A 24578-nucleotide genomic window follows, 5' to 3' on the forward strand; every position below is an offset into this window, starting at 1 on the left:
AACAGAGTAAAGGAGGGGCCTATATTGTGAATAAAAAAACGGAACAATTGAAGCATCACGTTACTGACAATCAATGCAAACATGCTTTAACAACAAATCAAGGGGTAAAAATAGCTGAAGATGAATTTTCTTTAAAGATGGGCTTAAGAGGCCCAACCTTAATGGAGGATTTCCACTTTCGCGAGAAAATGACCCATTTTGATCACGAACGAATTCCCGAAAGGATTGTTCATGCACGCGGGGTTGGCGCTCATGGTTATTTTCAGCTTTATGAATCTTTAGAAACATATACGAAAGCAGATTTTCTTACTAATCCTTCAAAGAAAACACCTGTATTTGTACGGTTCTCAACCGTTCAAGGTTCTAAAGGATCCAACGACACAGTAAGAGATGTACGCGGATTCGCCACAAAATTTTATACAGATGAAGGAAACTATGATTTAGTGGGTAATAATATGCCAGTATTCTTTATCCAAGATGCTATTAAATTTCCTGATTTTGTCCATGCAGTTAAACCAGAACCACATAATGATATTCCTCAAGGAGCTAGCGCTCATGATACCTTTTGGGACTTTGTTGCGCATAATCCTGAGTCCACTCATATGGTCATGTGGCAAATGAGCGACCGAGCTATTCCGCGTAGTTTACGAATGATGGAAGGTTTTGGAGTTCACACATTTCGACTCATTAACGCAGAAGGAAAAGCCCATTTCGTAAAGTTTCACTGGAAACCTACCCTCGGGGTTCATTCATTAGTATGGGATGAAGCTCAAAAGATTGCCGGGAAAAATCCTGATTTTCATCGTCAAGATTTATACGAAGCAATTGAAAAAGGGGATTATCCTGAATGGGAGCTTGGATTACAGCTAATTCCAGAAGAAGATGAACATAAATTTGATTTTGATATTTTAGATCCAACGAAATTATGGCCAGAAGAAGAAGTTCCTGTAAAATTAGTTGGTAAAATGACACTCAATAAAAATGTTGATAACTTCTTTGCTGAAACAGAGCAGGTAGCTTTTCACCCTGGTCATGTCGTACCAGGTATTGATTTTTCAAATGACCCTCTTCTGCAAGGAAGATTATTCTCCTATACAGATACACAATTATCTCGTTTAGGGGGCCCTAATTTCCATCAAATTCCTATTAATCAGCCTGTATGTCCTTTTCATAATAATCAACGTGATGGTATGCATCAAATGCAGATTCATCGCGGTCAAACAAGCTATCATCCTAATGGATTAAATAACAATCAACCTGCAACCGTCCAAGCCGAACAAGGAGGATATGAACATTATCAAGAAAAGATTGATGGGCATAAAATTAGAGGTCGCAGTAAAAGCTTTCTTAACTTTTATTCTCAGGCTAAACTTTTCTACAATAGTATGAGCCCTATTGAAAAGCAGCACATAAAAGAAGCTTTTTGCTTTGAAGTTGGGAAGTGTAAATCAGACATGGTGAAGGCAAATGTAATTGCTCTTCTAAACCACGTCGATCGTCAATTAGCACAAAAAGTCGCTAACATTATTGGAGCTCCTTTACCTAAGGAAAATCACGAAGTAAATTCAGATGCAAAATCACCTGCACTAAGTATGTCCAATACTATTTTTAAATCTGATTCCAAAAATGTTGCAATTCTATTAAATGGTGACCCAAGCGTCTCACTTCTGTCCGAATGGATTCAAGCTTTTGTACAACACCGAATTAACTATAGCATCATAGATAATAAAATTTATCAGTTCAATGATTCCATTAAAGTAACTGATACTTATACAACAACAGACTCCTCCCTTTTTGATGCAGTATTAGTGTTTAGTAGTGAGTCTGTCATTCAACCCCCTGTTTTAGAATTTGCAGAAACTACTTTTAAACATTTTAAACCGATAGCTCATGTCCTTAGTAATCCTCATGCTTTGGACCATAGTAAGATTAAACTGGATGGAGCAGGAGTTTACAACTTAACAAATACTTCAATTGAATCATTTATAGAAGGCATTGCCCAAGGAAGATTCTGGAGCCGATAATATAATATAATATAATATAATATAATATAATATAAGGAGCGGATTAGAATGAGTAAAAAAATTGCTATTTTAATAACGGATTATTTCGAGGATACAGAATACACAGAGCCAGTAGAAGCTTTTAAACAAAAGGGATATGAATTAACAACTATTGAAACGGAAAAAGGTAAAACGGTACACGGTAAGCAAGGAAAAAGTGAAGTCGTGATTGATAAAAGTATTGATGATGTTTCTCCAGAGAACTTTGATGCCCTCTTCATACCGGGTGGATTTTCTCCAGATATACTTCGTGCCGATGAACGTTTTGTTCGCTTTAGTAAAGCATTTATGGATGCGGAAAAACCTGTTTTCGCTATTTGTCACGGACCTCAGCTACTCATCACTGCACAAACACTTGAAGGACGCGATGTAACTGGATATAAATCTATTGAAGTCGATTTAAAAAATGCCGGCGGGAACTTTCATGACAAAGAGGTTGTCGTATGTCAAAATCAGCTAGTAACAAGTAGACAGCCAGAGGACATCCCAGCGTTTATTGAAGAATCGTTGCGTATATTGGGATAGTTATTATAGGTTAGCCAAAATAGCTGTTTAGCTACTTTGGTTAACCTTTTGATTTGTATAAAAAACAAAAAGAATCTCATTTTCAATAATCTTTTGAGACCCCCTCTTTTCTTGCCCCCAAATTTCTAATCACTTTTCATAGGCATTTCTCATATAGTGAAAATGACTATACGATTCCTATCCATAAGTTAAATAATGATTTTACACATATATAAATAAAAAAAGATGGGAGCCTTATTTATGAATAACAATCCACCTTCAACGCCCCCAAATCCAACAGAAACGAATAATAATGAAGTGAGCTTACAAACGTTACGCATCATTGGGCTTATTGTACTGATTAGTGGCTACATATTAGTAGCGCTTTCTGAAGTAGGCACATTAAAAAATCTTTTACTACAGCCTAGTACTACTCCAAATTTAGCTGAAGTTGATCCGTTCTAAAAATTATATAAAAAGCGAGTCCCAGTATAACTGGTTCGCTTTTATATAGTTTCATCCAATTTGAGAAACATTTCTCTCATCCTCATACTGCTCTTTCCCTATCGCCTTCATAAATAATAAAATACTGCTCATACCAACGATAAAGTACAGAGCACTCATACCCCAAGATGCAATAAATGAACCTAGCATAACACCTAATGCCCCGTTCATTTTTGCCACTTGAAAGACCATTCCGTTAATCGCCATATAAGAACCTCTTGCCTCATTTGGCACCATATCTGCCATAATAGATTGACGCACTGGCACATACATCATCTCGCCTACTGTTTGGAAAAGCCCTGCAATTAATAAAATCCATAAGCTATTGCTCGTTCCGAGTATTGTAAATCCAATCGTGTAAATAAATAAGCCTACATATAAGATTTTCAAATCGTTGAAGCTTTTCAGCATTTTAATAAGAAGTGCTGAACATAACACAACTAAAATTGTATTCTCTGCAGAAATCCAGCTCAGCATGCGAATACCTGTTAAATCAAACGTAAAACCATTCCCGAATAAAAAGTGCACCGTTTCAAATTCCTTCTGCAAACGTACCCCTAAATAATTATTAATTTGAAACTCTAACGATAATGTACATATACTCGCTGCACAAAAAATTAAAAATGCTTTATCTTTCATCACGACTTTATAACTATCTGCCATATCTTTTAATACATTTTTCTTCTCCATCGTTTTTCGTGCTACATACACTTCTTCCATATACACAGCCATCACATATAAAGTCATAATGGCAACAAGCGTTAATACGATAAACAATTGTAGTCTATAGTTTTCAAATAGTAATCCTCCAAATATCGCTCCAATCGCAATCGATAAATTAATAGCCCAGTAATTAATGCTGTACATCACTTTTCGATTTTCAGGTGTACTCACATCAATTAACATCGCTTCTGTCGCAGGATTCATAAGTCCCGATCCTAAACTATTCACTAACATAAACACAAATGTTAACCACGGTGAGTCAACGTAATCCGAATTCGCAACTCCCATACAAGCAATGGAAATGACTTGTATACTTTGACCGATAATCATAACCTTTTTACGCCCAAGCCGGTCTCCAACATATCCACCGTATAAACCAATTACTAATGAAGCTATGACATTAATAAGTAGTAACGCACCAGCAATCGCACTACCTAACTTTATGGAAAAATAAATCGCCATAAATGGAAAAATCATCGTAGACACAGTACGTGTTAAAAACGATGTTATAATTCTAATTTTTATATTTCGATGCATACTCCAAAATCCCATTGTTTCCCCTCCTTATGCTTACTTATTTTACTTTGAAAAAAAGGAAGAAAAAGGTTAGAATATTCTAAAGAGTTTCCCCTTTTATGATAGAAGGAAGTGTATATATGAAAATTATGGACTATTACATTAGACTAAGACTACATGCACAAGATCAACAACATATGCGAAATAGCTTACAAGAATTAGCGGATGTTTTATATTGCAGTACGAAAAACGTAAAGATTTTATTAAAGAAAATGAGCGAGGAGCAATTAATTAGCTGGACTCCAGGGCGAGGCCGCGGACATAAAACGGAAATTCTATTTATACATAATTTCGTAGAAGCGATTGAGTCCTATACAGATGAACTGTTAGCACAAGAAAAATTAAAAGATATCTTTCTTCTTTTAAAAGAACCCCTACCCCTTGCACTTCAAAAAAAGATAGAAAATAAACTACATCATCATTTTGGATACGAACCTTCAAATGATATGTACGACGTATTAAAGATTCCTATATCGAGAAAGATATTCCCATTAGATCCGGCTTTTGTGGCTGTAACTACAGAGAGTCATCTTACGAGTCAAATTTTTGATACGTTAGTCGTCTATAACGATGTTACTGAAAAAATGGAGCCTCACATTGCGCATACATGGGAATTAAGTGAAGATGGACTTACGTGGACCTTTTATTTACGAAAAAATATATATTTTCACAATGAATCAATTTTAACTTCTAAAGATGTACAGTTTTCATTTGAAAGACTAAAGCAAGTTCAATCCCCTTTCGAATGGTTAACAGAAGAAATTGTTCAAATTGAAACACCATCACCACTGCAAATTCGATTCCATTTAGCAAAACCAAATTTATTTTTCTTACACTATGTAAGTTCAATGCAGCTCGCAATTTTACCGCGTGATACGAGTATTCAAAATCATCATTATATAGGTACTGGACCTTTCAAACTTGCTCATTACTCTGAAGATAATATCGTACTCGAAGCGTTCACCCATTATTTTAAAGAGCGTGCGTTATTAGACCGTATTGAATTTTGGGGTATTCCTGACCATGTGCAAATAGATGCTGATTATGAACTACCAAACGAAGAGGAAAATGAAAGGCATGATATACAAATAGAAGAAATAGGTTGTATTTATGCTAGCTTCAACTTTACAAAACCTGGTCCTCATCACGACATTTACTTTCGAAAAGCTTGGAGAGAACTATATGATGTTGAAATGATACTTCGTAACATAGAGGGTAGACGGACAATTGCTGCATCAAGCTTTTTCCCTGATAGAAGCCGCCTTGCAACAAGAAGATCCTACTCTTTAGAAAAGGCAAAAGAGTATTTGAAAAAGAGTACATATAATGGAGAAACGATACATATTTACTTCTTCGCATTTAAAGATAGTGCAAATGATGCATATTTCTTAAAAGAACGATGTGAAAGTTTAGGTATACAAGTAGAGCTTCACCCATTTCCCGTTTCAGATTATATGAATCGCTCTATTGATAAACATGCTGATATTATTTTCATGGGAGAAGTCTTTGCTGCCAATCATGAAATTGCATTCTTAAATGTATTTAAAAATAAAAGTTGCTTCGTAAATCGGTTCATGGACCCGCACTACGAAAAACAAATTAACTGTTTACTAGATATATTTTTACTAGAAGAAAATAAAGAAAAGCGCTATGAACTCATGTATGAGATTGAAGAGTTTTTACAAGCAGAATATATCATTTTATTTAACTATCACGTTTTAAAAAGAAAAACATACCCTTCTTCTTTAAAAAACGTAACAATTGATTCATTCGGTTGGGCAAATTTTGCGAAGTTATGGATACAGCCATCCATGTCTTAAAATATGAGTCATTATAAAAGGAGAAGGTACTACATCCTTAGTAGTACCTTCTTCACATACTATTATTTAATTACTCCATCTAAGTGATCTTTCAAGTTCAATAAATACTTCTCTATATCCGGATTCTTCACCACATCATAACAAGCAAAACTCTTTAACGGACTCATACCGAGAAACTTCTGCACGCGATGTAAATGACTAAGCGCTGATTCTAAACTTTCTCCTTCAAAGAACTTCGTCTTATCTCCAAATGCTTTTTCAGGTGCATTCCAAGTTGTAGAGAACATATACTCTTTCTCTTTTAATAAACCACCTGTTCCATATTCATCAGCACCTTTAAAGAACAAACCGTATTCATATACTTCATCCATATACGTTTTAAATAAGCCTGGTACACTAAACCAGTAAATTGGCGTTTGATAAATCACAACATCGGCCCATAAAAACTTCTCTTGTTCTTCTTTAATACTATAACCATCTTGAATCGTTGTTGTTTTCACATGATGCTTCTCACTTAATACCGTTACCATATAATCTACTAACGTTTTATTTAATCGTCCTTCCTTTGTACCGTATTTTTCATGTCCATTTATAATAAATATATTTTTCATCGTTTTTCTCTCCCCTATATGATCTACTCTTCAGCTATTAAGCCGAGTTGCTGCTGTAGTGTAAGATTATCTTCTAAATGCCAATCGTCTGTTATCTTTCCGTCTTTCACATGTAAAATATCAATTGCAAAAAAATTAATTTTCTTACCATTATGCGTTCCTGTAAAAGAAAGACGGGCCGTTACTTTATCACCAACAACTAATAAGTCTTCAATCTCGCAATGTATATCAGGCACAACTTTACGAAAATTTTGCGCTGCAAACTTTAATCCTTCAATGCCTTGTGGTCGCCCTTTCGGCAATGTATTATCGAAGAAATCTTTAGTAACAGTCTGCGGAATAAGTTCCTCCTTACCTGTATCCCAAAATGCATAAAAACGCTGCGCCGCATGAACCATTTCTGTCGCTTCTTTTTTACTTAGTGAGGGATCAATTGTCATTGCTTTTGGCTTTGGCAGTTCTTTTAATAACTGAACTTCAGTTTTTTGTTCCACACCACATGCTACAAGCACAATACAAATAACAAACAAACTAAGAAATCCAAGTAACTTTTTTAACCCCATGGAAATCACCACCTCCTTATATAAATCCTTTTTGTTTCGTATTGCTATTGTATATGCACTAACTTCCTTTATGGAAGTAGTGATATTTTTTTCATATAGTTACCAAAAGTATAGTTTTGTGATACTATAAAGCAAATTCATCTAAAAAAATTTTATGGAGGCTAGTTCCATGAGCAATATAGATTCAGTTGAATTAACGAAAGGTTTACCGGGCATACCTTGTCCTATCGCTAAAACGCTTGATGTAATTAGTACAAAATGGACGTTTTTAATCATTCGTGATCTTCTTATCGAAGGAACATTACGCTTTAGTGATTTACAAAAATCAATGGATGGTATTAGTCCAAAAACATTATCGCTTCGACTAAAAGAATTAGAGTCTCAAGGCATTATAACGAGAAAAGTATATCCAGAAGTTCCGCCTCGTGTAGAGTACACATTAACGGATAAAGGAAAGCAATTAGAGGGGATTTTTATTGAATTAAAACGGTTTGGATTAAGTCTATAAAATGAAACTTTAATTGGGATTTTACAGGATAAAACAAAAACCCCTTACCGTCGTAAGGGGTTTTATTACTTCGCAAAACTCTCAGCCAACTGTTTCTCTCTCCACATAAATGTAATGCCGAGACCAACTATTAAAACAACTCCTGAAAATGCATATGGATAATGAATATTCATATCAAATAATATTCCGCCCATCGCTGGCCCTGCGATATTTCCTAAACTCGTATAAGTCGAGTTCATACCAGCAACGAATCCCTGCTCTTTTCCAGCTGCTTTTGATAAAAACGTTGTTAAAGCTGGACGAAGTAAATCAAATGCTAAGAAAATGAAGCAAGTAACGAGAAGTACAATCCAATAATTAAAGACTACAGTTGAGACGAATGCTAATACTGCACCTACAATTAAACATATTTGGATTAATACTTTCTCACCGAACATGTCTACCAATTTGCCAAACATAAATACTTGTACAACTACCCCAAAGATTGAACTAATTGTAATAATTGCTGCAATATCTTTCGGCGAGAAACCAAATTTATGATCAGAGAATAAGCTAAACACCGTTTCATACGCTGATAATCCAAATGCGAGTACAAATACGATAATAAATGCAATTGCATACATTGGATGTAATGATTTCTTTAAATCCCCAATAAAACTTGATTCTTTCGTATTAGAAGAAATCTCTGCAAGTTCTTCTTTTGTTAACGGTTCTTTTAAAATAAAGATTGAAATCACACATGCTATAAAGGCAATTGCTGCTGCAACGAAAAACGGCACACGTATACCGTATTCTGCAATAAATCCGCCGATTCCAGGACCTATAATGAATCCAGTACTAATAGCCGCAGATAAGTATCCCATCGCCTTTGGACGTTCCTGAATAGATGTAATATCCGCAACATATGCCGTAACACCAGGCATAATAAAAGCAGCACTAATTCCGCCTAACACCCTTGCTACATAAAGCATCCATACATCTTTTCCTAATCCAAAAAGAAGTTCTGAAACACCAAAAATAAATAATCCAATGATGATCATTTTCTTCCTACCGTAAAGGTCAACCCATCGGCCTGTAATAGGTGAAGTAATGAGCTGAGCCATTGCAAACACTGCAACGAGATATCCCATCGTCTTCCCTGTTAAATGCATGTCATTCATAAAGGACGGCATAACCGGAATGATTAATCCAATCCCTAAAAAAGCGATAAATATATTACTCAAAAGAATGACCAATACCATCTTTTGTTCTTTTATCGGTTTCTTCACTTTTAACACCTCTTCCCGTAAGCTCCTCCCCAAAAATAATGCCCAAGAAGCTTTTTCTTTATCCTGCTATTTGTGGGCTAGTAATGAGTGAAGATGCCTCCACTCATTAGAATTTCACTCTATCCTTCCACACATACATAAATATCAGATGAATGACTATCATTCAGTTTTCCTCAAAAATGAACCTACCTTTTCAGACAGGTTCATCTCACTATTTCTTTATATGTAGTGCATGTGTTAAAAAATCTAGTACTTCTGCCTTTTGCAAATCCACTTGCTCATCATCTTTATGATCATATAAATACACTTGTTCCGCTGCTGATTCAACTAGAGCGATAAATAACTTCGCTGTTCGCTCTGCGTGAACCGAATCACGAATTTCACCGGCTTCTTTTGCCTCATTTAAAAATTCACTTAGCCACATATAAAGAGGCTCATACACAGCTTCCCATTCTTTTATATGTTCTGTAGATGCAAGACCAGCATACATTAAAGCTTGTATTTCACGATATTCAGCTATAAAGTGAAACACCGCATCTATTACTTGCGTCACTTTACTTGAGAAAGGCGCATCGTTTTGCACTTTTTCTTTCACTGCAAGTATCATCTTTTCAACCATCACTTCTGCTATTGCAGGCATAACAGATAACTTAGAAGGAAAATATAAATAGAAAGTTCCTTGCGCAATGCCAGCTAATTTCACGATATCAGAAATCTTCGTTTTTTCGACGCCCTTTTCCTGAAACACTTCAATAGCTGCATAGACAATTTTCTCTTTTTTATTCATCATCTAAACCCTTTCACACGCATATTGAATGACTGTCACTCATTTTATAAGATAATCGATTGTACTGTCAATGATAGTGAACTCTAAGAGGAAATCATTTTTTTATAATAAAATCTCCTAATAAACAATTAGGAGATAAAAATACAATATATCTTTAAGAAAGTGCCTTTAATCCTGTCACTCCACATACAATAAGAAACACACTAATGATACGCGCTTTACTTTTCGACTCACCAAACAAGAACATGTTTAACAAAACTGCACCTGCTGTTCCGATACCAATCCAAACCGCATACGCGACACTTACTTGTAAAAATAAGAAGGAAGTATACAAAAATGCGAAGGATGTAGCAAACCCACCTATATAAATCGCACCATTGGCTAATGTCTTATCTTTACTATACATTTTAAGTCCTATCACACCGACTATTTCACTAATTGCAGCACAAAATACGAAAAACCAACCCATTTTTAAGCAACTCCTTCCACAGTTTCTTCTTTATTGTCAGCTAACTTTAAACCGATAACGCCGGCTACTACCATAAGAATGAAGAATAGTTTGCCTGCGCTGAAACTTCCACCGAAAAGAAATACATCCATTAAGAAAGTACCTACCGTACCAGCTCCAGCGAAAATAGCATATACAGTTCCTGTTGCAAGATGTTCACACGCTTTAGAAAGGAAGTGAAAATCAACAGCGATAACTCCTAAAATAATAATCCAATGCCACCAAGTATTAGCCGTATTAAAACCAAACACCCAAAAAATTTCAAAGATACATGTTAATATGACATATAACCAAGCTCTATTTTTCATACCTCTCACCTCTCATGACTGACTATCAGTCATTTTTTTGTTTTAAAAAAATATACTCTTTCATCAATACTATATAAAAACAAATATCATCCTCATTTACCATTTATATTTGTTCCGTTTCCAAGTAAACTGCATCCTGTCATACAAAATGACTGAATGTCATTCATATATATTGTACATGAACATTTTAAAAACTGTCAATGCCGAAAGTTTATTTAAAATTTCTTTCATCTGATTTGTATATTTCCTAATAATCTGTCAATAATGCTAGTAACATAATATTTTCTCCACTCCCCCTTGGAGAGATCCCTTGAATGGAGCAGTTAGCTTTTGCTAGTTGCTCTTTTTTATTTGCCAACACACTATGAGATCAAATCCATGTTTATCCTATAACTAAGGAGCGGATTTTGTTTTCTATTTATTTTCCAAAGAGGCCTTGTATGCAATAATTTTATTCTCAAGCATCTTCTCTGTAACCTCTAAGTTTTCTCTTTGAATCTGAATAGATTTCCTATGATCTTCTAGGAGCTGTAAACGAGCTTCTGTTGTATGCGCCCCTTCTGTATATAATCTAGCGTATTCTCTTATTTTCGCTATTGGCATTTGCGTTTGTTTTAATTTCATTACAAACTGCAACCACTTTATATGTGACTCTTCGTAAAGTCGATTTCCATTTGTATCACGATTTGCAATTAATATATTTTCCTTTTCATAATAACGTAGTGTATGTGTGCTCACGCCTAATAATTTTGCTACCTCACTAATTGTGTACATACTAAAACTCCCTCCACATGCTTACCCTCATATATTTTATGACCGTATCAAATTTATAAAAAACATTTGACTTAGAGTATACTCTAACAAATACAATCTAACCATAAATGAATTTGAATTTAGGGGGATTTTATATGAAATATACGGTTATTACTGGTGCAAGTTCCGGAATTGGTTATGAAGCAGCTTTAGCATTTGCATCTCGCGGGAAAAATTTAGTACTTGTAGCTCGAAGACAAGAAGAATTAGATGGATTAAAATTGAAAATTAACGAAATGCATCCAGAGTTGGATGTTGTCATTCGACGAACTGATTTATCTGTTACTGAAGATGTTTATAAACTTTATGAAAGCCTACAAGCTTTTCAAATTGAAACGTGGATTAATAACGCAGGTTTTGGTAATTTCGCCTCAATTGCCGAACAAAATTTAAATAAAATCGAGACGATGTTGCATGTCAATATAGAAGCACTAACAATACTCTCTTCTCTTTTCGTTCGAGATTATTCAATGGTTGATGGAACACAGCTTATTAACGTTTCATCGGGCGGCGGATACACGATTGTTGCTGATGCTGTTACGTATTGCGCTACGAAATTCTATGTAAGTGCATTTACAGAAGGGCTGTCTCACGAACTGAAAGAACAAGGCGCAAAACTGCAAACAAAAGTTTTAGCTCCTGCTGCAACTGAAACAGAATTTGCGAAACGTTCATTTGATATTGATGAATTCCAATACGATAATGTTGTACCAAAATTCCACACTGCAAAACAAATGGCACAATTTATGCTCGATCTTTATGATAATGATAAAGTTGTAGGAATTGTCGACGGTTTAACGTATAACTATGAACTTAAAGATCCACTTTATAATTTTGCCGTGAGACAAAAGAATTCAAATTCTTAATAACCTGTCCATTTCTTATGGAAATATATATTCCCACTATATATGTAAATAATAGTGGGAACTTTTTCCCTATAAATTTTTCATCCAACATACCGCACCATCGCCACTTCATCACAATAATCCACCTTTGGACAATGTCTACAATCAATCCATACTTTCTCTGGCAACGCTTCTTTATTTATAAAATCAAATCCACACTTTTGAAAAAATACTGTTTCATATGTTAAGGAAATTACTCTTCTTACATTTATTTTCGTAGCTTCCTCCATTACATGATTTACGAGCATACGCCCTATCCCTTTCCCTGCATATGTATGCGAAACTACTAACGATCGTATTTCTGCAAGATCTTCTCCTAATACATGCAATCCAGCAACTCCAACAATTCTCTCGTCTTCTTTCATAACATATAAACATTGCAAATATTGATAAAGAGACAAAAGAGAACGTGGTAAAACAACTCCCTCTTTTGCATAAACCTCAATAAGACTATAAATTTCTTTCACATCACTCGTCACCGCATTACAGATTTTCATATTACATCCCCTTGCCCTCGATATTAATATTTATAACTTTAAATGAATTTTAATTCATAATTTTATATAATAATACAGCTCTCTTTTCTCCTCGTCAATCACTTTATACAAACAAAAAACCAAGCAATCTAATCGATGCTCGGTTCCTCATCTCGTATCGGCAATACTGTTGAATATTTAATTTCACGAAGTGCCAAACTCGTCTGTATACGTGTAATACCAAGCTTATTCAGCTTTCTAATAAACTGCTCTAGTTCTTTACGATCACGATTTGCAACCTTTAATAAATAATCGTACTCTCCTGTTAAACAGTGACATTCTAACACTTCCGGCATTGATTCTAATTCTTTCTCCAACACTTCCAACTTGTCAAATTGATGAATATTCGTACTCATAAAAATAAAGCATAATAAATCAAACCCAAGCTTTTCTTGATTTAAAATCGCAACTTGCTTATCGATGAAACCTTCCCCATCTAACCTTTTTATTCTTGCATGCATCGCAGCCGGTGATAAATTAACGCGACGTGCCAGCTCTGCATTACTTACTTGTGAATCCTTCTGCAATATATCTAAAATTTGTACATCCAAATCATCCAACACTTTAATAACAGACGACTCCATTACAATTCCTCCTTTTTTCTTACCGATGATTATTCGAAAAAACAACTTATAATTTATATAAAACTGAATATTTTTCTGTAAATATCATTTTAAACTAAATATTTTATCGAGTTTTCACCATTATACAAAAGAATATATTACATAATAAAGAAAAATGCTAAAATTATTTACAATTAGTATTGATTACAAAAAAGGGGATTTTATCATGCCTTATTTTTACGTCTTTTTACTATTACTAACGAGCTTATTATGGGGAGGAAATTTCGTCGTTGGAAAATCACTCGTCGATCATGCATCACCGATGACACTGACAAGTTTAAGGTGGCTGATTGCGATTGTTTGTTTATTACCAATGGTATGGTTTAAAGAAAAGAAAATCCTTCCACCACGTACCGCAATACTTCCGTTAATATTGATGGGAATTTCAGGAGTCGCTCTTTTTAACATCTTTCAATTTTTAGCATTAGAAAAAACATCCGCTACGAATGTAGGTCTTATCTCTACATTGAATGCAATTTCAATCGCATTATTTTCAGTATTATTTCTAAAAGAAAAAGTAAATACACTTCAAATCCTATCCATGATTCTTTCATTCTTCGGGGTCATCCTCGTCCTATTAAAAGGTGATTTCTCGCTTTTATTTTCACTATATTTTAATAGCGGTGATTTATGGATGATTGCAGCAGTTTGTATTTGGGGAATCTATTCTGTTTGTAGTAAATGGGCAACAAAAACAACTACACCACTTATGGCAACGTTGTACTCTGGTATTTTCGGCGTTATTTTATTACTACCGTTTAACATAGGTAGCTTCACTGTTTCAAATATAAATACTTCTTTCATCACATCACTTTTATATACTGGGCTTATTTCGACAGTTCTTTGTATGGTATTTTGGAATATTGGTGTACAAAAATTAGGCGCAACTACATCAGGTATTTTTCTAAACTTCAATCCAATTTTCACAGCCATTTTAGCATTCATATTCCTCGGAGAAGAATTAACGTGGATACAAATTTTAGGGACAATTGTCGTTGTAACAGGATGTTATTTATTTTCTCATTTCAAAACTGTTGCCGTTCAGCCAACTAGACCTTTAATGCGAAAACATTCTTAATGAAAAAACATCGTCATCTGGGGTGGCGATGTTTTTATTTTCTCTTCATTTCTTTTATATACTGCTTTTCCTCTTCTGGCGATAAACGTTCCGTCGCCTTGCCAGTATCTCCACCTTGAAGGCTCCATAAAAAGTTATGCTCCTCAACAGTTTGAGAAAAATCTCCTTTTTCCCATCTATTTATAATAGAAAATAACTTCATTTTATATTGAAAACCTGTACCATTTTCAATATCTCTTTTTACATTAGAAATTTCCTTTTTTGTCATCTCTACAAATCCCCATTTTTCAGAGGATTTTACCTTTTGGTGCACCATTTTATGCATAGTAGAAATAATTTCACCTTCACTAATTTGCGGAGCTTCTTCTGCAGCTTTTTTCTCTTTTTCGTTTGTCGCTCGCTCGGTTTGAATATTTTTATTTTCTTTTTCTACATATGCAAGCAATTTCATTCCGCCAACTATAGACGAGAAAATTACTATAATTGTAATGCATATACCTACGATCCATTTAAAAAGCATTAGCTCTTCATTGCTTCCCTAACAATATAACTATCTACATACTGCTTAAACTTCACGATTTTTCCGTTCTCCAGTTGCCATACATGGACAAATTCTGCTTCAAATGATTTTCCCGTTTCTTTATAAACTCCTGAATACATACCTTCAGCAATAATTACATCTTTTCCGCTTACTTCATGATATGTATTTACACTTGCTTTATAATCATCCCATTCTGATCCTAAACGGCTAAATACATTTTCCATTATAGCTTCTACGCCTTTATATGTTCCGCCGTACGGGAAACCTTCTGCCTCTGTCCATTCCACTTTTTCAGAGAGGGCTTCTGCTAAATGCTTTGCATTTGAAGAAGCTGATCCTTCATACGTGCTTTTAATAATTTCTAAATTTGATTTAGGCATATTACTTCCTCCCGTTTATTTATTTTTACACAAGATGTAACTTGTATAGTTACATCTTGTGTAAAAAATATTTAAATTGTTTTACTCTTAATCCACTCGTTGTAATCATTATAGTTACATTAATTCTTCAAGTCAACAATTTATAAATAAATTTACTTCGTTTTCATTACTTTCTCTTTTAAGAAACGATCTACATATCCTTCTGCTTTTACTACGAATAAATACGTACCCATTGATAATAATGCAAGATCTAATTCATATCCTGGATTCTTTCCATCTCCTAATAAACCTGCTGCTCCATTTACCTTTACGATAGCTCCAGCTAAAATAAGAGCGAATAACAATCCTACATATCGTACACCTAAACCGATAATTAATAATATACCACCAACTAATTCAACTGTTGCTACGCCGTATGCAAGGCCACCTGGTAAACCGATGCTTGTAAACCATCCTGCTACGTTATCGATACCTGATTGAAACTTTGCTAAACCGTGTGCAAAGAACGTAACTCCTAACACGATACGAATAATTAAATTCCCAATATATTGATTCATTTTGAACTCTCCTTTTTGTTTTGTTATGGTGAACTTTTATTTACAAGTCAAAACAATACGGTATTTTATTTCATTCGTCAAATACTTTTTTAAAGAAAACAAAAAACATTATCCGTTTTACGGATAATGTTTTCTTACAAAATAGCGCTAATTCAAGCTTTTATTCTATCGCATAAAAAAGTTGAAACATTTTTCCAGCGCCAATATAAGGCAGTAAAGACACGTCCTCTTCCACAACCATTCCAATAACGTTCACTTTCTCATCTACAGGTAAATCATATATGGCAACTTGCATCTCCCCTGCATATCTACCGTACAATTCATTATCAATTGTAATACTCCCTTTCTTTCTTACAATTGTATGCATCGGCTTTATCACCACTCTATTTCCTTCCCTTGATTCTACAGATCGAATAACATCACGAGCCGGATCTAGTCTATTTGTATGCACTTGCTCTACCACTTTTAATACTTCTTTATCAGTTATAAATGATTTGTAACGCAATGGAATAATCCCTCTACTTGCACTAGCTACTTCTTGCATACTTTCTAAACTTGCGCTTATATCTCCAATCAATACTTTATCAACACCACAATCTTGAACAAGTTCTAAGTACACTTCAAGCGGGCGCATATTGCGATGTTTTTCTAACGTTGGTAACCCTTCATATAACGGACCACGTTTTTCCGCATCTCCTGAAATAAATGCCATCGTCTTTATTCCGCACTTCTGTAAATATTGATTTTGTTTTTGTAAGAAAGACTTTGCTAGTCCTGTCTCTGGGCGCGGGTAAAAATTATGCCATGCTTCTACATTCTCTACTCTTATATGTTCTGCAAGTAATTCTTTCCAAAATGACTTTGTAATCGTACTCGCATTTAAAGCTACTTTCATCTTATGAGATACGCTTGTAATTTCTTTTGGCGCAATGCCGTAATCCATTCTTAAACCGGTAATGCCCCAGTCCAATAGCTCTTCCACATTTTCATATGTTAGCCCTAAATGGTGTAACGATTTTGGAGAAACATCAACCATTAGCTCCATCTCATGTGCAAGAGCTTTTTTCCCTAATATTTGAATTAACTCTTTATACGTATTTGGATCATCTTCTGGAATGTGCAGTGATGTAAAAATAGATGTAAACCCATTTTCCTTCGCTACTTTTAGCCACTCTTCTTGTTTCTCTACTCGTTCTTTTGAAAGATAAATGGAAACTCCGATCATATAAATCTCCCTCTCTATTAATAGAAAAAGAGAAAGGAATCCCTTTCTCTATATGTTTTCTGCCATTTCTTCTTTAAATCCGAAGAAGTACGTAAAGATAAATCCGAAAGCATATGCAATTACTAAACCTAAGAAATATAGTAAATATTTATTGTCAGCAATTAACGGAATTAAAGATAGCCCTGATACGCCAATTCCAAGAGAAGCTGTTTGCATAACTGCTTGGAATGCACCACCGACAGCCGCTCCTAAACAAGCAGTAATAAACGGTTTCCCAAGTGGTAATGTAACCCCGTATAATAACGGCTCACCAATTCCTAAAAAGCCAACTGGCAATCCACCTTTAATTACATTTCGAAGTCGTTTGTTTTTTGTTTTCACATAAATCGCAATTGCTGCGCCCACTTGGCCAGCACCAGCCATTGCGAGTACTGGTAATAAAGGTGTTACGTGTGTTTGATTAATGAATTCCATATGAATTGGTGTTAAACCGTGATGCAATCCGACCATAACGAGAGGTAAAAATGTTCCCGCAAGTACTGCGCCAGCAAATGCTCCGCCAATATTTAAAATAGCATTAATTCCGCTCGTAATACCATCTGATAAGAAACCTGCTAATGGCTGAATGGCTAACATCGTTACAATACTTACAACTAATACAGTAATGAGTGGTGTCACGATAATATCAACTGCATTCGGCACTGCTTTTCGAACTTGTCTTTCCACTACAACCATAAGCCATGCTGCAAAAATAACTGCGAATAATCCGCCCCGTCCGGGCACTAATGCTTCACCAAACAATTTTACGTTTGCCATCGCCGGGTTGAAAATTAAAATACCAGCAATTGCCCCAAGAACCGGTGTCCCGCCGAACTCTTTCGCTGTATTCCAACCAACTAAAATTCCTAAGAATGTAAAGATACCGCCGCCAATGAGTAGTAACATTTGTAACCACGTTGCATTTGGATCAGCACCAGCGTTTTTCGCAAAGTTAGCAACCCCGTTTATAATTCCTGACGCAACAAGTCCTGGAATTAACGGAATGAAAATACTTCCTATTTTTCGTAAAAAGTTTTTCACCGGTGTATTATTTTTCTTCTTAATCTCTGATTTCATCTCTTGCCCAATATCTTCAAGGTGATGATCTGCTACCTCACCAATTCGTAGTCCTGTTAAGCCTTCCATTTTAGCTGCTACTTTATTTACTGTTCCTGGACCAACGACAACTTGAAGCGTCTCATCTTCTATAACACCCATAACACCTTCAACCTTTTTCAAAAGGTCCGTGCTTACTTTACTTTCATCATGAAGCGTTAATCGTAGTCTCGTCATACAATGAGCAATACTACGAATATTTTTTATTCCTCCAAGTTGCTCCGAAATTTCCTTGGCCATTCTCTCTTCTTTCTTCATAATAGAATCCCCCTCCCTATTATTTTATAGTGCTTTCTTCACAAACCCTTTTGCGCATTTTAGTTTCTCCAGTGCTTCCCCATATTCGCACTGCAACAACACCATAACAATGGCAGCTTTTACGTTACGTTCTGCCTTTTCATAATACTCTGCCGCTACTTCATAACTAGCGCCTGTTGCTTCCACAATAATTCGTTTTGACCGTTCTACTAACTTTTCATTTGTGGATTGAACATCTACCATTAAGTTTTTATATACTTTTCCTACACCAATCATCGAAGCTGTTGAAATCATATTCAACACTAATTTTTGTGCTGTACCAGCTTTTAAACGTGTTGATCCTGTTAATATTTCTGCACCTGTCTCTACTTCCACATTTAACTTTGCATATTTACTTATTTCAGCATTTTTATTACAAGAAATACTCGCTGTACTCGCTCCTACGCTCTGTGCGTATTTCAAGCCGCCAATTACGTAAGGAGTTCTGCCACTTGCAGCAATTCCAATCACTGTATCTTTCTCATTTAATCCAATACTTTTTAAATCTTCTTCTGCTAACTCTTCGCGATCTTCAGCACCTTCCACCGCTTTAGTAAACGCTTTCAATCCACCGGCTATAAATCCTTGCACCATTTTATCATCCGTGCCAAATGTCGGCGGACATTCCACTGCATCTAGAATACCTAAACGACCACTCGTACCAGCACCAATGTAAATTAAACGTCCCTCTTCTTCAAAAGATTTAATAACAGTCTGTACAACCTTTTCAATTTGTTCTATCTCTTTTTCAACTGCTAACGCAACAGTTCGATCTTCTTCATTCATACTTTGCAACACTTCTTTTATGCTCATCTCATCCAAATTCATTGTTTTCTCATTACGATGTTCTGTCGATAAATTTTCTAACATATTGCCACCCTCTTTGAAATTATATTTCACACTTTTATTATAACTTTAAGAAACTAAAAATCAATGACTCTTTCTTATTTTATGAAATAAAATTTCACGACATGACATATTTTTGTCAAAGATCATAAAGTGAAACTTTAATCAGTGGGGGTTTTGTTCATCCCCACTGATTATTAGCCCGCACCAATCGGGCATTAACGGGTAGTTGATCCCCACCTAACTTTCTTTGGTTCCGCTGAATTTTGAAGTGAGGGTCTTACTGCACGGCAAATAGCGGGATAAAAAAAGATGAGTCTCCTCATCTTTTCTTCTACTTTAACTTCCGTAACCGCAACGCTTCTTCTCGCGTCTCCATAAATTGATTCAATACTTTATTACCAATTCGATTGAAAGTAATCACATATAAAGCATCGATCATATTCAATTGCGTCATTCTCGAAGCAATACTGGCAATACGATGATCTTGTTCTACATCTGGCATACAAAGGCGAATATCCGCTTCTTTATATAACGGTGATGATTGATCTAGTTTCGTAATTCCAATAACAGTTGCACCTTGTCTCTTTGCATACTGCGCCATTTCAAGCACATCTTTCGTTCGACCAGATGTTGAAATCGCAACAAATATATCGCCTTCTTTTAAATTCGTCACAAGCGGCAACATCATATGAAAATCGGATAGCATCATCGCTGTAAATCCGAGCCTTGTAAATTTATAAGCTCCGTCCATCGCCGGAGTAGCTGATCCGCCTACTCCATAAAAGATAATTTTATCGGCATTTACAATACGATCTGCAGCTTTTTCAAGTTCTTTTTTATCTATCGCCGTCACGCTCGCCTCAATTGCAGCTTTATTCACATAAGTAACTTTATTAAATAAATCATACGGTCCATCTTCTGTATTCATCACTGAAAAATCGTTAATATTATAATCAGCAATCGTTAATTCACGAACGAGTGCTATCTTAAATGCTTTAAAACTTCCGATTCCAATCGATTTACAAAAGCGAACGACACTCGCTTCACTTGCGCCTGCATTCGTTGACACTTCTTTCGTCGTTAAATTCGGTACAATCTCTGCATTCTCCATTATGTACATGGCAACCTTCTTCTCAGCTGGTGAAAATTGATCCATATTACTTTCAATTTTAAATAGTAATGTTGAAGCTTTCACTATTTAACCTCCACTTCTTACGGTTGCGTTCACTTATTTTCTCTTGCTTCAAGAAGGTAATAACCATCATCGCCAGGAGGATGAAACACATTTACAATGCGATTCCCTTTTTGATAAACAGTTCTTTCCCCTTCTGTCCACTTCTTTTCCCAACCGTTCATCCAAATCGCAACATCAGGTAAAAAAGCAGTATATTTCAGCTTCTGACCGTACTCACCATCTGCTTCTTCCGAAAAAATAGAAACCGGAAAATCTTTCACTTTTGATTCTTTCCATGCAGTAAATGGTATACATACTGCAATAAGTACGATTACACCGATAACCTTCTCCTTCGTAATCTTCACACTTCCCTCTCCTTGTCATATCACATACATAGATTTTACCATAATTACAAACCCTTCATGCTATATGATCGTTGCTTTTAGGAATAAAAAAAGAGCTTACCTACATCAGATAAGCTCTTCCTCTCTATACAAAATATTTCTTCAAAAGTGGCGGTGTAATAATCGTCGTCAATATAACAACAATAACAATCGCTGTGAAATTTTCTTTCGCTAATAAATTCGCCGTAAGTCCATTTGCAGCGATGATAAGCGCTACTTCACCACGTGATACCATCCCCGCGCCAATACTAATAGAAGATTGGAGGTTAAACCCTGTCAGCCTTGCTCCTAAACCTGATCCGATTAACTTTGTGAAAATCGCAATGAGAGTCATAATAATAATGAACCAAAGCTGGCTTCCAATGCCTTGAAATGTAATTTCCATTCCGATACTTACGAAGAATACTGGAACAAATATTGCATAAGCGATCGGTTCAATTTTATGTTCCACTTCATGCTTATACTCTGTTTGAGAAATAGCAATTCCCGCCGCAAACGCTCCAATAATACCTGCAATTCCCATCATTTCACTGTAATAAGAAAAAGAAAAGCAAATAATAAGAGCCGCGCTAATTAACGCTTCTGTTACACGAAGCGGGACAAGCATTTTCATAATCCAAGGAACGACTTTCCAAGCAATAAAAACAATACTTACAAAGAAAATAATTTTCTTTACAATGACAAGTGTTATATTCACATCTTGTGTTCCTAAAAAACTCATTACAAATGCTAATAAAATAACGACAATGACATCATCAAATACGGCAGCACCTAAAATTGTTGTACTTTCTCTCGTATTCATTTTTCCTAGATCACGTAGCGTCTGCACCGTAATACTAACCGATGTCGCGCAAAGTAATAACCCTAAAAAAATGGCATGGGATTGTATTAATCCAAACAGCAATCCTGTTACATAACCACCGATGAAAGGAAAAATAATTCCACCAGCCGCTACTGCAAATGAAGATTTCAAATTCCGATTTAACTCTTCTAAATCCGTTTCAAGTCCCGCCATAAACATAAGTAACAAAACACCAATCTCACTCAGTTCATCAATCAGTTCAGAACTATTAATAATACCGAGTACAGCCGGACCAATAATAATACCAACAATTAACTTACCAAGTACAGAAGGCTGACCAAGTCTCACACTAATATCACCAGCTAATTTCGTACAAAGTAAAATGACGACAAGTTCAAAATAAAATAACATAGCATCTGCTCCTACTTTAACTTTAATCAGTGGGGCGTTAACCCCGTCCATTTCTGCAAGTAGTTTCCCCTATTGATCCGCATTTTATTTGTCATATTTTTATTTGACAAAATATTCTGAATTATATTAAGATTAATCCACCAATTTTAAAAAACTACATACCATAACTGCACCTCCACTTACTTACTCTTTTTTAATGGGCTCATACTATAGTCGCAGTTATGGAAATGAAAAAACGGGGGGAGAGAGTCCAAAGTGAAGTCATTATTACGAAAAAAAGCGCTTAGTACTGAGTCACCAAAGCAACTAGATAGAACATTAACTGCACTCGATTTAACTTTTTTAGGAATCGGCGCCGTAATTGGGACAGGGATCTTTGTATTAACAGGTATTGTTGCAGCAAAACATTCTGGTCCTGGTATTATGCTATCATTCCTTATTGCTGCATTTACTTGTGCTTGTGTAGCCTTTTGTTATGCTGAATTTGCTTCTTCTATTCCTGTCTCAGGAAGTGTGTATACTTACGCATACATGACAGTCGGAGAAGTCGTCGCCTTCATCGTCGGATGGTGTTTAATGCTCGAATATTTACTTGCCGTTGCAGCAGTAGCTGTCGGTTGGTCTGGTTATTTACAATCATTACTACAAGGTTTCAATATACACCTGCCCGCCATAATCGCCTCGGCCCCTGGCGTAGGAAAAGGTGGCCTCATCGATTTACCCGCTGTTTGTATTTTACTAATCATTACTGGTCTTTTAAGCTTCGGTATACGCGAAAGCGCTCGCATTAATAATATTATGGTTCTTATCAAGCTAGCAGTTATTATCGCTTTTATCGTAGCAGGCGCAAAATATGTAAAACCTGAAAACTGGACACCGTTCATTCCATTCGGATACGACGGTATTATTACTGGCGCTGCCACTGTGTTTTTCGCCTTTTTAGGTTTTGATGCAATCGCAACCGCTGCGGAAGAAACGAAAAAACCACAGCGTGATTTACCAATTGGTATTATTGGTTCCCTTCTTATTTGTACTATTTTATATATGATTGTATCTTTCGTTTTAACAGGTATGGTTCCTTATACACAATTAGACGTTTCTGATCCAGTTGCATTTGCATTGCACTTCGTTGGTGAAGATGCAATTGCAGGACTACTCGCTGTTGGAGCGATGACTGGAATGACGACCGTCCTCCTAGTCGTGATGTATGGACAAGTTCGCGTTTCGTATGCGATGAGCCGTGACGGTCTACTTCCAAAAGCGTTAGCACGTGTAAATAAAAGAGTAAAAATCCCTTTATTAAATACATGGATTACTGGCGTCGTTGCCGCTTTATTAGCAGGCCTTTTAGACTTACATTTGCTAGCGAATTTAGTAAATATCGGTACATTAACAGCCTTTACATTCGTTTGCTGCGCTGTACTTATTTTACGAAAAACACATCCTGACTTAAAACGTGGATTCCGTACACCTTTCGTACCTGTATTACCAGTTGTTGCGATTCTTTGCTGCTTATATTTAATGATCAATTTGTCTAAAACAACATGGATTAGCTTTGCAGTTTGGCTTATAGTTGGCTTATGCTTCTATTTCTTCTACTCTAGGAAACATAGTCATTTAGCTACCGAAAAAACAGATGATGAACAGAAAAAAGCATAACAAAATAGCTCGCCGATAAAACGGCGAGCTATCTTTCTGTACTATTATATTTTTTCGTTAACGATTGTAAAATGAAAAATATGCCGATGCAAGCTGTAAACCATGCCCAATTTCCTATTGGTGTCGAGTATTTGACCATTCCAATACCCACAAGCACTAAGAAAATAATCACCTGATATATGAGCTTCCACTTTTGCATATATTCCCTCCTTTACTTCGTCCCCTTCTTTTTCTTCTTCCAGGCATTCAAACTATCAAAGAAGAAGTTAATAAATAACGTTCCTAATCCTGCTAATAAAAACGTCATTAAGAATAAAACCCAAATACTTTTATCTTTTAATAAATAATATCCTACAAGGAGCACAACCGCGATCCATACATATTCAAGAATTCTTTTTAGCTTTTTCTGTTCCAAATTATTCGCTC

At 35.6% G+C, this 24578-nt stretch carries 29 protein-coding genes; 8 read left to right on the top strand and 21 right to left on the bottom strand.

Going from position 1 to position 24578, the window contains the following annotated elements:
- Positions 1–26: 26 nt before the first annotated feature.
- The 3 genes from EBQ15_RS25500 (at position 27) to EBQ15_RS25510 (ending at position 3032) form a co-directional block, all read left to right on the top strand.
- Positions 27–2024, top strand: a complete 1998-nt coding sequence (locus tag EBQ15_RS25500) for a catalase (protein ID WP_001036538.1) — start codon at positions 27–29, stop codon at positions 2022–2024.
- A 48-nt stretch (positions 2025–2072) separates the two neighbouring features.
- Complete coding sequence (locus EBQ15_RS25505) at positions 2073–2588, top strand: type 1 glutamine amidotransferase domain-containing protein (RefSeq protein WP_000037541.1); 516 nt, start codon at positions 2073–2075, stop codon at positions 2586–2588.
- A gap of 240 nt (positions 2589–2828) precedes the next feature.
- Positions 2829–3032: a hypothetical protein gene (locus tag EBQ15_RS25510; protein ID WP_001063862.1), complete on the top strand. Its 204-nt coding sequence runs from the start codon at positions 2829–2831 to the stop codon at positions 3030–3032.
- A 51-nt stretch (positions 3033–3083) separates the two neighbouring features.
- On the opposite strand, the gene EBQ15_RS25515 is transcribed toward EBQ15_RS25510, so the two are convergent.
- Positions 3084–4346: an MDR family MFS transporter gene (locus EBQ15_RS25515; RefSeq protein ID WP_000508215.1), complete on the bottom strand. Its 1263-nt coding sequence runs from the start codon at positions 4344–4346 to the stop codon at positions 3084–3086.
- Between the two features lie 83 nt (positions 4347–4429).
- On the opposite strand from EBQ15_RS25515, the gene EBQ15_RS25520 reads away from it, so the two are divergent.
- Positions 4430–6190, top strand: coding sequence for an SgrR family transcriptional regulator (locus EBQ15_RS25520; RefSeq protein ID WP_000569511.1), 1761 nt, complete (start codon positions 4430–4432; stop codon positions 6188–6190).
- Between the two features lie 62 nt (positions 6191–6252).
- Here EBQ15_RS25520 and EBQ15_RS25525 read toward each other — a convergent pair whose 3' ends face one another.
- Both EBQ15_RS25525 and EBQ15_RS25530 read right to left on the bottom strand, forming a co-directional pair.
- Positions 6253–6801 carry an NAD(P)H-dependent oxidoreductase gene (locus tag EBQ15_RS25525; RefSeq protein ID WP_000789187.1) on the bottom strand — a complete coding sequence of 183 codons (549 nt, stop codon included), beginning with the start codon at positions 6799–6801 and terminating at the stop codon, positions 6253–6255.
- Between the two features lie 23 nt (positions 6802–6824).
- Positions 6825–7364, bottom strand: a complete 540-nt coding sequence (locus tag EBQ15_RS25530) for an ester cyclase (protein WP_000523323.1) — start codon at positions 7362–7364, stop codon at positions 6825–6827.
- Between the two features lie 169 nt (positions 7365–7533).
- Here EBQ15_RS25530 and EBQ15_RS25535 point away from each other — a divergent pair, with 169 nt between their 5' ends.
- Positions 7534–7872, top strand: coding sequence for a winged helix-turn-helix transcriptional regulator (locus EBQ15_RS25535; protein ID WP_000065120.1), 339 nt, complete (start codon positions 7534–7536; stop codon positions 7870–7872).
- 65 nt (positions 7873–7937) lie between these two features.
- Here EBQ15_RS25535 and EBQ15_RS25540 read toward each other — a convergent pair whose 3' ends face one another.
- From EBQ15_RS25540 to EBQ15_RS25560, 5 genes are all read right to left on the bottom strand, one after another.
- Positions 7938–9140 (bottom strand): MFS transporter, encoded by a 1203-nt coding sequence (locus EBQ15_RS25540; protein ID WP_000742953.1) that lies wholly within the window; start codon positions 9138–9140, stop codon positions 7938–7940.
- Between the two features lie 211 nt (positions 9141–9351).
- The gene (locus EBQ15_RS25545; protein ID WP_001999151.1) at positions 9352–9930 is read right to left on the bottom strand and encodes a TetR/AcrR family transcriptional regulator; all 579 of its coding nucleotides are present in this window, start codon (positions 9928–9930) and stop codon (positions 9352–9354) included.
- A gap of 151 nt (positions 9931–10081) precedes the next feature.
- A complete protein-coding gene (locus EBQ15_RS25550) occupies positions 10082–10396 on the bottom strand; it encodes a DMT family transporter (protein ID WP_000539671.1) in 315 nt (104 codons plus the stop codon).
- Positions 10397–10398: 2 nt separating this feature from the next.
- Positions 10399–10743 (bottom strand): DMT family transporter, encoded by a 345-nt coding sequence (locus tag EBQ15_RS25555; RefSeq protein WP_000796019.1) that lies wholly within the window; start codon positions 10741–10743, stop codon positions 10399–10401.
- 414 nt (positions 10744–11157) lie between these two features.
- A complete protein-coding gene (locus EBQ15_RS25560) occupies positions 11158–11517 on the bottom strand; it encodes a MerR family transcriptional regulator (RefSeq protein ID WP_000288064.1) in 360 nt (119 codons plus the stop codon).
- A 134-nt stretch (positions 11518–11651) separates the two neighbouring features.
- Between EBQ15_RS25560 and EBQ15_RS25565 the strand changes: the two genes are divergently transcribed.
- Positions 11652–12422 carry an SDR family NAD(P)-dependent oxidoreductase gene (locus EBQ15_RS25565; protein ID WP_000878074.1) on the top strand — a complete coding sequence of 257 codons (771 nt, stop codon included), beginning with the start codon at positions 11652–11654 and terminating at the stop codon, positions 12420–12422.
- A gap of 80 nt (positions 12423–12502) precedes the next feature.
- On the opposite strand, the gene EBQ15_RS25570 is transcribed toward EBQ15_RS25565, so the two are convergent.
- Positions 12503–12958, bottom strand: coding sequence for an N-acetyltransferase (locus tag EBQ15_RS25570; RefSeq protein WP_000686663.1), 456 nt, complete (start codon positions 12956–12958; stop codon positions 12503–12505).
- 128 nt (positions 12959–13086) lie between these two features.
- Positions 13087–13581, bottom strand: a complete 495-nt coding sequence (locus tag EBQ15_RS25575; protein ID WP_000446088.1) for an Lrp/AsnC family transcriptional regulator — start codon at positions 13579–13581, stop codon at positions 13087–13089.
- Positions 13582–13786: 205 nt separating this feature from the next.
- Here EBQ15_RS25575 and EBQ15_RS25580 point away from each other — a divergent pair, with 205 nt between their 5' ends.
- Positions 13787–14698 carry a DMT family transporter gene (locus tag EBQ15_RS25580; protein ID WP_001146266.1) on the top strand — a complete coding sequence of 304 codons (912 nt, stop codon included), beginning with the start codon at positions 13787–13789 and terminating at the stop codon, positions 14696–14698.
- A gap of 34 nt (positions 14699–14732) precedes the next feature.
- Here EBQ15_RS25580 and EBQ15_RS25585 read toward each other — a convergent pair whose 3' ends face one another.
- The 9 genes from EBQ15_RS25585 to EBQ15_RS25625 all read right to left on the bottom strand — a co-directional run bounded on the left by EBQ15_RS25585 (position 14733) and on the right by EBQ15_RS25625 (position 22544).
- Positions 14733–15218, bottom strand: a complete 486-nt coding sequence (locus tag EBQ15_RS25585; protein WP_000897984.1) for a PRK06770 family protein — start codon at positions 15216–15218, stop codon at positions 14733–14735.
- On the bottom strand, positions 15218–15619 hold the full coding sequence (locus tag EBQ15_RS25590) for a nuclear transport factor 2 family protein (RefSeq protein WP_001126690.1): 402 nt from the start codon (positions 15617–15619) through the stop codon (positions 15218–15220). The genes EBQ15_RS25585 and EBQ15_RS25590 overlap by 1 nt, the downstream gene beginning before the upstream one ends.
- Before the next feature lie 152 nt (positions 15620–15771).
- Positions 15772–16176: a DoxX family protein gene (locus EBQ15_RS25595; protein ID WP_001077752.1), complete on the bottom strand. Its 405-nt coding sequence runs from the start codon at positions 16174–16176 to the stop codon at positions 15772–15774.
- Between the two features lie 160 nt (positions 16177–16336).
- Complete coding sequence (locus EBQ15_RS25600) at positions 16337–17401, bottom strand: DUF871 domain-containing protein (RefSeq protein WP_000580619.1); 1065 nt, start codon at positions 17399–17401, stop codon at positions 16337–16339.
- A 48-nt stretch (positions 17402–17449) separates the two neighbouring features.
- Complete coding sequence (locus EBQ15_RS25605; protein WP_000711303.1) at positions 17450–18814, bottom strand: PTS transporter subunit EIIC; 1365 nt, start codon at positions 18812–18814, stop codon at positions 17450–17452.
- 24 nt (positions 18815–18838) lie between these two features.
- Positions 18839–19723: an N-acetylmuramic acid 6-phosphate etherase gene (gene murQ, locus EBQ15_RS25610; protein WP_000892344.1), complete on the bottom strand. Its 885-nt coding sequence runs from the start codon at positions 19721–19723 to the stop codon at positions 18839–18841.
- Positions 19724–20033: 310 nt separating this feature from the next.
- On the bottom strand, positions 20034–20897 hold the full coding sequence (locus tag EBQ15_RS25615; protein WP_000648164.1) for a MurR/RpiR family transcriptional regulator: 864 nt from the start codon (positions 20895–20897) through the stop codon (positions 20034–20036).
- A 29-nt stretch (positions 20898–20926) separates the two neighbouring features.
- The gene (locus EBQ15_RS25620) at positions 20927–21241 is read right to left on the bottom strand and encodes a hypothetical protein (RefSeq protein WP_000704958.1); all 315 of its coding nucleotides are present in this window, start codon (positions 21239–21241) and stop codon (positions 20927–20929) included.
- A 124-nt stretch (positions 21242–21365) separates the two neighbouring features.
- Entirely contained in the window at positions 21366–22544 is a 1179-nt protein-coding gene (locus tag EBQ15_RS25625; protein WP_000349228.1) for a cation:proton antiporter, read from the bottom strand.
- 204 nt (positions 22545–22748) lie between these two features.
- On the opposite strand from EBQ15_RS25625, the gene bcaP reads away from it, so the two are divergent.
- Positions 22749–24152 (top strand): branched-chain amino acid transporter BcaP, encoded by a 1404-nt coding sequence (gene bcaP, locus EBQ15_RS25630; RefSeq protein WP_000838710.1) that lies wholly within the window; start codon positions 22749–22751, stop codon positions 24150–24152.
- 28 nt (positions 24153–24180) lie between these two features.
- Here the strand turns inward: bcaP and EBQ15_RS31305 are convergent, their stop codons facing one another.
- Together EBQ15_RS31305 and EBQ15_RS25635 are read right to left on the bottom strand one after the other, a co-directional pair.
- Complete coding sequence (locus EBQ15_RS31305) at positions 24181–24351, bottom strand: hypothetical protein (protein WP_001174854.1); 171 nt, start codon at positions 24349–24351, stop codon at positions 24181–24183.
- A gap of 12 nt (positions 24352–24363) precedes the next feature.
- A complete protein-coding gene (locus EBQ15_RS25635) occupies positions 24364–24567 on the bottom strand; it encodes a hypothetical protein (protein ID WP_000435800.1) in 204 nt (67 codons plus the stop codon).
- Between the last annotated feature and the right edge of the window lie 11 nt (positions 24568–24578).

Source organism: Bacillus sp. 2D03 (assembly GCF_003946765.1).
GTDB classification, from domain to species: Bacteria; Bacillota; Bacilli; order Bacillales; family Bacillaceae_G; genus Bacillus_A; species Bacillus_A cereus.